The organism is Stenotrophomonas sp. SPM, from assembly GCF_003105135.1.
Lineage (GTDB): Bacteria > Pseudomonadota > Gammaproteobacteria > Xanthomonadales > Xanthomonadaceae > Stenotrophomonas.
The window spans coordinates 1-10,755 of record NZ_QETL01000120.1 but is presented as its reverse complement, the minus strand read 5'-3'; the positions used below and the strand labels follow the sequence as shown (position 1 = coordinate 10,755).

Genomic DNA, 10,755 nt, shown 5'->3' with positions numbered 1-10,755 from the left:
CTTGCTACAGAGCGATCGAAAAGACCTAGAGCCGAACGGTCGTCCGCGCCGGGCTCTCGGCACCTAAGGTGCCAGAGTCGGAAGAGATAAGAGCCGAGCCCATGCTCGGCTGTCGTGGCGCCAAACGAATAGCCGCCGAGCATCGGCTCGGCTCTACATACACCACGCGCAAGCGGCTAGCATCAGCGAATGGACTCGTTGACCCAGATCGTTCTCGGTGGTGCCGTCGCTGCCGCCATCGCTCCGCCCGGCCACCGCCGTGCGGCCCTGCTGGCCGGTGCCGCACTCGGCACGCTCCCCGACCTCGATGCCCTGTGGCTCGGCTTCGCCGCGGCCGACCCGGTGGCCAACATGGTCGACCACCGCAGCTTCAGCCATTCGCTGCTGGTGCTGCCGTGGGTGGCGGCGCTGATCTGGTGGCTGTTCAAGCGCTTCGGCAAAGGCCGCGTGGCGCAGTCACCGGCGCGCTGGTTCTGGGCGATCCAGCTGGCCCTGGTCACCCATCCGCTGCTGGATGCGTTCACCGTCTACGGCACCCAGCTGTGGTGGCCGCTGCGGCCGCATCCGACCATGGGTTCCAGCGTCTTCATCATCGATCCGGCCTACACCGTGTGGCTGCTGCTGGGCTGCGTCGTGGCCTGGTTCGCGCGCGCACGGCCCTGGGCGGGCAAGGTGCTGGGCGTCTCGCTGCTGGCCAGCACGGCCTACCTGGGCTGGGGCCTGGTGGCCAAGGCCCAGGTCGACCGCGCCGCACAGCAGAGCCTGGCCGCGATGGGCCTGGGCGATGCGCCGCGGTTCTCGGTGCCGATGCCCTTCAACACCTTGTTGTGGCGGGTGGTGGCGATGACGCCCAGCGGCTACGTGGTGGGCGACCGTTCGCTGGTGGCCGACCACGGGCCGATGCGGTTTGAAGGCTACCCGTCCAACGTGCAGGCGCTGCGCGAAGCGTCCGCGATTCCGGCCGTGCAGCGGCTGCAGTGGTTCAACCGCGGCTTCATGCGCGCGCAGGTGGTGGACAACCAGCTGGTGCTGAGCGACCTGCGCATGGGCCTGGAGCCGGACTACACCTTCAACTTCGCGGTGGCCGAGCAGGTGGACGGGCAGTGGCGGGCGATCGTGCCGCAGCAGCAGCGCATGGATTACAGCAGCCCGGCCGCACGCGCCGATGCCGGGCACCGGCTGGCGGTGATGTGGGAGCGGATCTGGCAGGCGCCGCCGGCGGCGACCCTGCACATCGACCCGTGAACCCGCGCATCGCGCGGGCGGTACATCAGTACACCGTCGCGCGGCCCTGCACGAACGAATAGAAGAACACCGCGTTCGGGTCGTTCTGCACCAGACGGAATTCGCGGCGCATGCCCTCCACGGTTTCCTCGTCGACGGCGCCGGCCTGCAGCAGCTGGTCGGCGGCCGACAGCAGCAGCTGTTCCCAGAACGCGATCATCGTCTTGCGGCGTGCCGGTTCGCGGTTGTCCAGGTGGATGGTCTTGATCTCGGTGTGCACGTCGCGGAAGCCACCGGCCAGCAGCAGGTTGCCGAGCTTGGCGCCGACGAACGGGTCGCCGCCGTGGTCGTGCTGGAAATCGTTGAAGGCCATCCAGTAGCGCCAGATGTGCGGCGAATACGGATCCAGCAGGAACGAGGCATTCATCACCTCGGTGATGTAGACCGGCGAGCCCGGGGCCAGCACGCGACGCACTTCGCTCAGCACGCGGGCAGGGGAGGGCACGTGTTCCAGCACCCAGCACAGGAAGGCCGAATCGAAGCTGCGCGCCTCGAACGGCAGTTCGCCGGCATCGGCCTGCTGCAGGGTGTAGCGGTCGCTGCACCACGGCGTGCGCGCCAGGTTCTCACGCGCGGTGGCCAGCTGCGCCTCGCTCAGGTCCACGCCGGTGACGTGCAGCTCGGGGAAACGGCGCAGCAGGATTTCAGTCTGCGCACCGACGCCGCTGCCGACTTCCAGCAGATGGCGCGCACCGGTGTAGTCGATCTGGCTGAAGATGCTCGATTCCAGCAGGCGCGCCTGGGTCATCAGGCGCTGCTGTTCGGTGCCGGAAAAACCGTGCAGGTAGGTCGGGGAAGAGATCGGCGGCGTCATGGTCGTGGCATCAGGCAGCGGAGGGCATCGCCGGTTCCCCGGCAATCAGGCGGTCGAAATACTCGGTGGTCAGCGCGATCTGGCTGGCCGGGTCCTCGGCGCGGTTGACCACCGCGCGGAAGGCGGCGTTCTCCGGCCGGTCCTTGGCGTACCAGCCCAGGTGCTTGCGGGCGATGCGCACGCCCTGCGGCTCACCGTAGAACGCGTGCAGCGCATGCAGGTGGCCCAGCAGGATGTCGCGCACTTCCTCCAGCGAGGGCGGCGGCAGTTCCTGGCCGGTGGCCAGGTAGTGCGCCACTTCGCGGAAGATCCATGGCCGGCCCTGCGCGGAACGGCCGATCATCACCGCGTCCACGCCGGTCTGCTGCAGCACATGGGCGGCCTTCTGCGGCGAATCGATATCGCCGTTGGCGATGACCGGGATGCGCAGCGCGGACTTGATCTCACCGATGGTGCCGTACTCGGCCTGGCCGGTGTAATGCTGGTCGCGGGTGCGGCCGTGCACGGCCAGCGCGGCGATGCCGCTGTCCTCGGCGATGCGCGCGATCACGGGCCCGTTGCGATGGTCGCAGTCCCAGCCGGTGCGGATCTTCAGGGTGACCGGCACGTCCACCGCGTTGACCACGGCTTCGAGGATGCGCGCCACCAGCAGTTCATCGCGCATCAGCGCCGAGCCGGCCCAGGCGTTGCACACCTTCTTGGCCGGGCAACCCATGTTGATGTCGATGATCTGAGCGCCGTGGTCGACGTTGTAGCGCGCCGCCTCGGCCAGCTGCTGCGGCTCGGTGCCGGCAATCTGCACGCTGATCGGCGCCGGCTCGCCCTCGTGGTCCATGCGGTGGATCGACTTGCGCGTGGTCCAGAAGCGCGGGTCGCTGATGGTCATTTCCGAGGCGGCCAGACCCGCGCCCAGCCGTTTGCACAGCAGGCGGAAGGGCTTGTCGGTGACGCCGGCCATGGGGGCCAGCACGACGTTGGGGGCAATGGTGTACGGGCCGATCTGCATGTGCCCATTGTAGGCCGCAGGGCCCGCCGCCGCGCCGCCAAGGGCGGCCCTGTTCAGGCCAATCCGGACCGACCTCATGCCACACCGGCATCAGCAGATGCTTGATTGGTCGCTTCCGCCGCCCCCACGGGCCGGTCATGGTGGGCGGCTGGGCACAAAAAAGCCCGGGCATCTGCATGCCCGGGCTTCTCATCCACGCATGGCGTGGATCTACTTCAGCAGCGAAGCGTTATTTGACTTCAGCGTCGGCCGGGGTGAAGCGCGGCATCGCCGCAGCGGCGCCTTCCTTCTCGGTGGATCGGCCGGCGAACTGGTTGGCGAAGCGCACGTGGCGGGCAAACGGCGCGTCCGGCACCTGGGCGATCGAGGCCGCCAGCGCACCGTTGAAGGCATCGCCGGCACCGGTGGTGTCGATGGCCTGCACCTGTTCGGCGCCCACGCGGTAGTACGGCTGGGTGTCGCCACGCAGATTCTCGTCGGCGTGCGAAACGAACACGCCCACCGCACCCAGGGTGACCACCACGGTGCCGTTGCCAACCAGCTTGCGGCACAGCGCGTGCAGGCTGGCGCCATCCAGCGCAGCCACGTCGTCGGCATCCACACGCTCACCCACATGGCGGCCGAGCAGCGAAGCGAACTCGGTCTCGTTCGGGGTCAGCACGTCGGCCAGCTTCAGCAGGCCGATGCTGGACGGGGCGTCGGCCGGTGCGGCGTTCAGCACGGTGGTGACACCGGCTTCGCGCGCCGCAGCCAGCGCGGCTTCGATGGTCTGCACCGGCGATTCCAGCTGCACCAGCACCACCTTGGCACCGGCCAGCAGCGCCTGCTGCTGTTCCAGGAACGCGGTGCTCAGCGCGGCATTGGCGCCGGGGCCGATGACAATGGTGTTGCGGCCACGGGCATCGACGTAGATGCCGGCGGTGCCGGTCGGCTCGCTGCTGGCCTCGGCGATCAGCGCGAAGCCATCCTGCGCGGCCAGGTCACGCGCCGTGGCGCCACCGACATCATCGCCGAGCGCGCACACGAACGTGGTGTCGGCGCCGGCCCGGCAGGCAGCCACGGCCTGGTTGAAGCCCTTGCCACCCGGGCCGGTGCTGTAGCGGCCGGCAATGGTCGCGCCCGGCGCCGGCAGCGCTTCGCACCGCCACACGTGATCGACATTGAAGGAACCGACGACAACGACACTGCTGCTCATAGGGGATTTCTTCTCAAACAAGGGTTCAACTGAAGTGCGTCAGCACGCCGGCGATGGTCGCGGTCATGAAGGTGGCGATGGTACCGCCCAGCACCGCGCGTAGGCCGAACTTGGCCAGGTCGTGGCGACGTTCCGGGGCCAGGCCGCCGATGCCGCCGATCTGGATGGCGATCGAGCTGAAGTTGGCGAAGCCGCACAGGGCGTAGGTCGCGATCAGGCGGCCTTCGTCGGACAGCGACACGCCGGCGATCTGGCCGTTCACGATCTGCGACAGCTCGGTGTAGGCCACGAACTCGTTGATGACGACCTTCTGGCCGATCAGCGAGCCGACGGTGGTGGCATCGGCCCACGGGGTGCCGATGACCCAGGCGATCGGGGCCAGCACGTAACCAAAGATGGTCGACAGGTTGGTCGGCTTGCCGATGGCGGCGGCCAGGCCGGTGACATCACCGATCCAGGTCAGCGGGGCGTTCAGCAGGGCGATCAGGGCGATGAAGGCCAGCAGCATCGCACCGATGTTCAGCGCCAGCTTCAGGCCGTCGCCGGCGCCGGCCGCAGCCGCGTCAATGATGTTGCTGGAGGTCTTCTCGACTTCCATCTTCACCGTGCCGCGGGTCAGCGGGGTGCCGGTTTCCGGGATCAGCAGCTTGGCCACGACCAGGGTGGCGGGGGCCGCCATGATGCTGGCCGCCAGCAGATGCTTGGCGTAGAAGGCCTGCTGCGCCGGGTCACCGCCGCCAAGCATGCCCACGTAGGCCGCCAGCACGCCGCCGGCGATGTGCGCCATGCCGCCGATCATCATGGTCAGCAGCTCGGACTGGGTCATCTTGGCGATGTACGGGCGAACGGTCAGCGGCGCCTCGGTCTGGCCGATGAAGACGCTGGCGCAGACGCTGGTGGTTTCCGCACCGGACACGCGCATGACCTTGGTGATCGACCACGCCATCACGCGGACGATGCCCTGCATGATGTTCAGGTGGTACATCACGCCCATCAGCGCCGAGAAGAAGATGATGGTCGGCAGCACCTGGAAGGCGAAGATGAAGCCGTAGTTCTGGGTGTCCATCAACGAGCCGAAGATGAAGCCCGAGCCCTCGTTGACGAAGCTGAGGATCTTGACGAAGCCCTTGCCCAGGGCATCGAACACGTCACGCCCGCCCGGTACCAGGATCACCAGCGCCGCGAAGGCGATCTGCAGGGTGATGCCGGTGATGACCAGCTTCCAGTCCACCGCGCGCTTGTTGTTGGAAAACAGCCAGGTGATGCCGATCAGCACCGCCAACCCGAAAAGGCCGAAGCCGATCCTGCCCAAACCTTCGACCATGAGAGCTCCCCCCGGGGGCGCGCGAAAAACGGGAAGCCTAGTGCAGGGCCGGGGCTGGGGCAAGGAAAAGCGGCGTGCGCGGGCCCATCGGCACCGATCAGGCCAGCAACGGCAAGGGCTTGCCGCCGACGGGGGCGGGTAGAATGGGGCTCGATCCCGGCCCGTATGCGGGCCTGCAACAGGAGAATCGCATGCTCTACCGTCGCCTTGGCTCCACCGGCCTGCCGGTGTCCGCCCTGTCCTTCGGCGCCTGGGTGACCTTTGGTGACCAGGTGCCGCGTGACGAGGCCCGCAACCTGGTAGCTGCCGCCTGGGATCACGGCATCAACTTCTTCGACAACGCCGAGGGCTACGCCAACGGCCGCGCCGAGCAGGTGATGGGCGACGTGATTGCCGACCTGCGCCTGCCGCGCGATGGCTACTGCGTGTCCAGCAAGGTGTTCTTCGGCAGCGCCAAGGACCCGCGCCCGACCCAGCGTGGCCTGTCGCGCAAGCATGTGACCGACGCCTGCCATGCCGCCCTCAAGCGCCTGCGGGTGGATTACCTCGACCTTTATTACTGCCACCGCCCGGATCCGGACGCGCCGATCGCCGAGACCGTGCATGCCATGGACACGCTGGTCCGGCAGGGCAAGGTGCTGTACTGGGGCACCTCGGAGTGGTCGGCCACGCAGATCGAGGAGGCGGTGGACATCGCCGCCCGCCACAACTGGCAGGCGCCGTCGATGGAACAACCGCAGTACAACCTGCTGCACCGCGAGCGGGTGGAAGTGGAGTACGCCCCGCTGTATGCCAGCGCCGGGCTGGGCACCACCATCTTCTCGCCGCTGGCCTCGGGCCTGCTCAGCGGCAAGTACGACCAGGGCATTCCCACCGATGCCCGGCTGGGCCGCGAGGGCATGGGCTGGCTGCAGGACCTGGTGCTGGGCCCGAACGCTGCCGTGCGCCTGGCCCAGGTGCGCCGCTTCAGCGAGGTTGCCGCCGAGCTCGGCCATGCCCCGGCCAGCCTGGCCATCGCCTGGTGCCTGCGCAACCCGAATGTCTCCAGCGTGATCCTCGGCGCCAGCCGGGTCAGCCAGCTGCTGCAGAACCTGCAGGCGCTGGACGTGCTGCAGCAGGTGGACGATGCCGGCTGGGCGCAGGTGGAAGCGGCCTTCGCCTGAGGGCCTGGCGGTGCGGATCGGCTTCCGATCCGCACCTTCCATTGATGTGATCTATCGAAATTGAGAAATCGATCATAAATCTCATCAATGGGATTGAGAATGGTTGTTGATTGTTAACTGAGAATCATTATCATCTAACGTGTCCCTCGCACGAGTCCAGATGCTCATGAATGCCCAACCTGTACTGCTGCGCCCCGAAACGCTGACCCTGCGCGACCGTCCGGTGCGTGTCGTTCCGCCGGAAGAAGTGATCGACAGCGAAGCCCTGCTGAAGGGCCGCCGCGAAATCCTGATCCAGCACGGCGACCGTTTCTACCGGCTGCGCCACACCAGCAACGACAAGCTGATCCTGACCAAGTAACGCGGTCTGGTCGCCCGCCTCCCTCCCTCCTGCCAGCAGCGCTGGCAGGGTGGGCGACCCGTCCGCTCCCGCTCTCTCCCCCTCGGCTGTCCGTGCACGCCTGGCGTGCCGGTGGCCGGGGGCTCCCCCTCTGCCTGGTCAGGCCCTTGCCGATGACCTGCTGCCTCGCCGCGCGTCCAAGCGACGCGTACGCCACCGGTCCGACCCTGTCGGCCACCCCTGCCGTGTCCTGGTGAATCCCATGAGCCGAGCCCTGTCCGCCCGTCGCCTGTCGTCCTTCCTGCCGCACCACGCGCTGCAGGCCTGGCCCACGCCGGCGCAGCTGGCCGCGTTGGGCACCGTGCTGTGCCTGTACCACGCCGACAGCAGTGAGCTGGGTGGCTGGCGTCAGGCCGTGTCGGTGCATGCCTGCCAGGGCGTGGACAGCGAAGGCCTGCGCGAAAGCCTGTGCTTCCTCGATGGGCGTGGTCGCTGCGTCTGGCGCCTGTACCTGCTGCCGGACAGCGATTTCCTCGCCTGGGACCGGCTGGTGGCGTCGCTGCCGCCGGGCCCGGAACACGATGCCGAAGGCAGTGTCGGGGAGCGCCTGTGGCGGCGCCTGGCCAGCCACCTGGGCGGCCAGCGCTGGCGCCTGTGCGCGCTGCGCCTGCATGCCGCCGACGATGGCAGCACCCTGGCCGCCAGCCTGTCCACGCTGTCCTCGCTGGGAGCGGCCACCGCGCGCCGCATCGCACGGCTGGAGGGTGCCGAGGGCGAACTCTCCATCGATGACTGCTGCTGCGCCGACGCCGCCCGCCGGCCCGCGCCGCGTCTCACCGGCGACCTGCCGCTGGTGCGCCTCTGAAACCGGTTTGATGGAACCCTGATGGATCGATCGCGGCCACGGATGGCCACCCATCGAACCTGATACTCCCCAAGGAACTCCCTGATGAAGTCGCACGCCGCCAGCGTGATGCTGCTGTTTGCCGTCGCCGGTGCCGCCCGCGCCCAGCCCACCGATATCGCCCGTGACCACGCCAGCATCCTGGCCATGCAGGGCGAATACACCGTGGATTTCGCCTTCGATGAAACCGTGCTGCTGAAGCCCGGCTATGAGCGCGCGCCGGCCATGCGCAGTGCCGGCAACGAAGTGGTGATCGTGGTCGAGGACAGCCCGCTGCGCATCGTCCTGCAGCACCTGCTGGTGGACGCGAAGAGCGGCCACGTCACCAAGCACTGGCGGCAGGACTGGGTGTATGAAGCGCGCAACCGCTTCGAGTTCAGCGCCGACCAGACCTGGCAGGTGCGCACGATTCCGGCGGCCATCAACCAGGGCGCGTGGACCCAGTGCGTGTACGAGGTGAGTGACGCGCCGCGCTACTGCGGCACCGGCACCTGGAGCTACGACAACAACGTGCCGACCTGGACCAGCGACATCAGCTGGCGCCCGTTACCGCGCCGCGAATACACCAAGCGCAGCGACTACAACGCACTGGCCGTGGTCAACCGCCACACGCTCACCCCGAACGGCTGGACCCACGAGCAGTTCAACACCAAGGTGCAGCGCAACGCCGACGGCAGCCAGGTCGAGATCGCCCGCGAGTTCGGCTTCAACGATTACCTCCGGACCACCGAGGTCGACTTCAGCCCCGCGCGCGATTACTGGAAGGGCACCGCCGGCTACTGGGCCAGGGTGCGCCAGCGCTGGGACGGCTTCCTGACCCAGGCCCCGGGCGTGCACCTGAAGAGCAAGATCGATGGCATGGCAATGATCATCCCGCTGTTCACCCAGGCCGACGACATCCAGTCGGGCAAGAAGGTGAAGGACGCGCAGATCGACGCCGTGTTCGCCGAGTTCGTGCAAAAGGCCCGGTAACGCCGGGCCGCAGGAAGCGGGCGTCGGTAGATCCACGCCACGCGTGGATGCCCTTATTCCCTGAACATCAAAAACGCGGCCAGCACGATCCCTTCAGCTGCGGCGCCGAATACACCGCACTGCCCAGGCGGTTGCCGGGCACCTGCAGGCAATACTCGAAGAAGGCGATGCCCCAGCTGACCATGATGACCATCATCAGCGGCGCGCTCTTGTATTTGAAGTGGCCGTACCAGGCGAAGGTCATGAAGCTGTTGCTGCCAAGCAGCAGCAACACCGGGTACAGGTCAGCAGCGAACGACGTGCCGGGCATCCGGGCGATCTCACCGGGTGGGGCGCGCAGCATACCGCCGGCCCCACCCGGCGCGTATCACGGCCGCGTCAGGCCTCGCGCAGGGCCAGCGCTGGCGGCGTGTGCAGGATCGCCCGCGTGCCCCACCAGCCAGCCAGCAGGCTCAGCCCGATGCCCACCAGCCCGCCCAGCAGCAGGCCCGGCCACGGCGGCAGCAGCGGCAGCTCGAACACCTTCTGCGATACCGCCACGCCGATGCCGGCCGCCGCACCCACGGCCAGCAATGCGGCCAGCGCACCCAGCGCGCCGAACTCCACCAGCACCGCACCGCGCAGCTGGCGCCGGGTAGCACCCAGGGTGCGCAGCACTGCGCTGTCGTAGCGGCGCTCGCCGGCGGTGGCCTGCAGTGCGGCGAGCAGCACCAGCACGCCGGCCAGCAGGCTGAACACCATCACCAGCTGCACCGCCTGCGCGACGCGGTTCATCACCTCGCGCACCTGCGAGATCACCGCGTCCACATCCAGCAGCGACAGGTTCGGCTGTTCGCGCACCAGCGCACCCAGACCCGCGGCCTTGCCGGCCGGCAGATGGAATGCCGACAGCAGGTTGTGCGGCGTATCGCCCACCGCGTTGGGATTGAGCAGCACGAAGAAGTTCGGGCGGAAGGTATTCCAGTCCGCCTTGCGCACGCTGGTGACGGTGAACTCTCGTTCCTGCTCGCCCACGGCAATGGTGATGCGATCACCGGGGTATACGCTGTAGCGCTTGGCCCAGCCGATCTCCACCGAAGCCTCCGGCGCGGTGCTGTCGGCCTTCCAGAACGTGCCGTTGAGCAGCGTGTTGGCCGGCGGGAAGGTGCTGCGCCAGCTGAAGTTCAATGGCCGGTTCTCGTCATCGTCATCGCGCTGGCCATCGCCCTGTGCCGTCTGGCCGTTCTGCCCCGGCGCACGGTCCACGCGCAGCGGTGGCTTGCCGTTGATCGCGATCAGGCGGCCGGTGGCCATCGGTTCAACGTTGGCATCGGCCGCGCCCAGCCCCTGCAGCGCGGCCAGTACGCTGTCGCGCTGCTCGGGCTGGATGTTGATCAGGAAGTAGTTGGGCGTGTTCTCCGGCAGGCGCTCGCGCCACTGCTGCAGCAGGCCGGGGCCGGTCACCGCCAGCAGCAGCAGCGCGCACAGCGACAGCGACAGGCCCACCAGCTGCATCACCGCCAGCATCCGCCGCCGGGTCAGCGCGGCCAGGCCCAGCCGCCAGTTGCCATGCAGTCGGTGCTGCACGCCGCGCAGCAGCTGCAGCAGGCCGAAGCCGACCACGCCGGCGGCCAGCGCCAGCGCAGCCAGGCCGCCCAGCACCCACAGCGCAAGTTTCAGGTCACCGGTGACCTGCACCGCCAGCACCAGGCTGGCCGCCAGCGCAGCTACATAGGCCAGCAGCGAGGCCGGCGGCAGGGCGGCGAAGGAGCGG

At 68.2% G+C, this 10,755-nt stretch carries 10 protein-coding genes and 1 pseudogene; 5 read left to right on the top strand and 6 right to left on the bottom strand.

Going from position 1 to position 10,755, the window contains the following annotated elements; all coding sequences use genetic code 11:
• The first annotated feature begins 189 nt into the window (after positions 1-189).
• Entirely contained in the window at positions 190-1,245 is a 1,056-nt protein-coding gene (locus DCO49_RS17700; RefSeq protein WP_116865114.1) for a metal-dependent hydrolase, read from the top strand.
• 25 nt (positions 1,246-1,270) lie between these two features.
• On the opposite strand, the gene DCO49_RS17695 is transcribed toward DCO49_RS17700, so the two are convergent.
• The 4 genes from DCO49_RS17695 to DCO49_RS17680 all read right to left on the bottom strand — a co-directional run bounded on the left by DCO49_RS17695 (position 1,271) and on the right by DCO49_RS17680 (position 5,623).
• Entirely contained in the window at positions 1,271-2,098 is an 828-nt protein-coding gene (locus DCO49_RS17695; RefSeq protein ID WP_108764083.1) for a class I SAM-dependent methyltransferase, read from the bottom strand.
• A 10-nt stretch (positions 2,099-2,108) separates the two neighbouring features.
• Entirely contained in the window at positions 2,109-3,104 is a 996-nt protein-coding gene (gene dusB / locus DCO49_RS17690) for a tRNA dihydrouridine synthase DusB (RefSeq protein WP_116865113.1), read from the bottom strand.
• A gap of 229 nt (positions 3,105-3,333) precedes the next feature.
• A complete protein-coding gene (locus DCO49_RS17685) occupies positions 3,334-4,299 on the bottom strand; it encodes a ribokinase (protein ID WP_116865112.1) in 966 nt (321 codons plus the stop codon).
• A gap of 25 nt (positions 4,300-4,324) precedes the next feature.
• The gene (locus DCO49_RS17680; protein WP_116865111.1) at positions 4,325-5,623 is read right to left on the bottom strand and encodes a nucleoside transporter C-terminal domain-containing protein; all 1,299 of its coding nucleotides are present in this window, start codon (positions 5,621-5,623) and stop codon (positions 4,325-4,327) included.
• Between the two features lie 191 nt (positions 5,624-5,814).
• Between DCO49_RS17680 and DCO49_RS17675 the strand changes: the two genes are divergently transcribed.
• From DCO49_RS17675 to DCO49_RS17660, 4 genes are all read left to right on the top strand, one after another.
• Complete coding sequence (locus DCO49_RS17675; RefSeq protein WP_116865110.1) at positions 5,815-6,786, top strand: aldo/keto reductase; 972 nt, start codon at positions 5,815-5,817, stop codon at positions 6,784-6,786.
• Between the two features lie 166 nt (positions 6,787-6,952).
• On the top strand, positions 6,953-7,147 hold the full coding sequence (locus DCO49_RS17670) for a hemin uptake protein HemP (protein ID WP_005412278.1): 195 nt from the start codon (positions 6,953-6,955) through the stop codon (positions 7,145-7,147).
• A 241-nt stretch (positions 7,148-7,388) separates the two neighbouring features.
• Positions 7,389-7,991, top strand: coding sequence for a Hemin transport protein (locus tag DCO49_RS17665; protein ID WP_116865109.1), 603 nt, complete (start codon positions 7,389-7,391; stop codon positions 7,989-7,991).
• An 84-nt stretch (positions 7,992-8,075) separates the two neighbouring features.
• Positions 8,076-9,002 (top strand): DUF6607 family protein, encoded by a 927-nt coding sequence (locus DCO49_RS17660; RefSeq protein ID WP_116865108.1) that lies wholly within the window; start codon positions 8,076-8,078, stop codon positions 9,000-9,002.
• A gap of 88 nt (positions 9,003-9,090) precedes the next feature.
• Here DCO49_RS17660 and DCO49_RS17655 read toward each other — a convergent pair.
• Positions 9,091-9,312 (bottom strand): annotated as a pseudogene (locus DCO49_RS17655) (DMT family protein); the annotation flags it as partial.
• 68 nt (positions 9,313-9,380) lie between these two features.
• Positions 9,381-10,755, bottom strand: a 1,375-nt coding sequence (locus tag DCO49_RS17650) for an FtsX-like permease family protein (RefSeq protein ID WP_133249446.1), incomplete at its 5' end; no start/stop codon positions are given.

Excerpts from the sequence above, each read along its gene's own strand:
- DCO49_RS17695 (WP_108764083.1), bottom strand. The coding sequence starts at position 2,098 with ATGACGCCGCCGATCTCTTCCCCGACCTACCTGCACGGTTTTTCCGGC.
- DCO49_RS17670 (WP_005412278.1), top strand. The coding sequence starts at position 6,953 with ATGAATGCCCAACCTGTACTGCTGCGCCCCGAAACGCTGACCCTGCGC.
- DCO49_RS17700 (WP_116865114.1), top strand. The coding sequence starts at position 190 with ATGGACTCGTTGACCCAGATCGTTCTCGGTGGTGCCGTCGCTGCCGCC.
- DCO49_RS17665 (WP_116865109.1), top strand. The coding sequence starts at position 7,389 with ATGAGCCGAGCCCTGTCCGCCCGTCGCCTGTCGTCCTTCCTGCCGCAC.
- dusB (WP_116865113.1), bottom strand. The coding sequence starts at position 3,104 with ATGCAGATCGGCCCGTACACCATTGCCCCCAACGTCGTGCTGGCCCCC.
- DCO49_RS17680 (WP_116865111.1), bottom strand. The coding sequence starts at position 5,623 with ATGGTCGAAGGTTTGGGCAGGATCGGCTTCGGCCTTTTCGGGTTGGCG.
- DCO49_RS17660 (WP_116865108.1), top strand. The coding sequence starts at position 8,076 with ATGAAGTCGCACGCCGCCAGCGTGATGCTGCTGTTTGCCGTCGCCGGT.
- DCO49_RS17685 (WP_116865112.1), bottom strand. The coding sequence starts at position 4,299 with ATGAGCAGCAGTGTCGTTGTCGTCGGTTCCTTCAATGTCGATCACGTG.
- DCO49_RS17675 (WP_116865110.1), top strand. The coding sequence starts at position 5,815 with ATGCTCTACCGTCGCCTTGGCTCCACCGGCCTGCCGGTGTCCGCCCTG.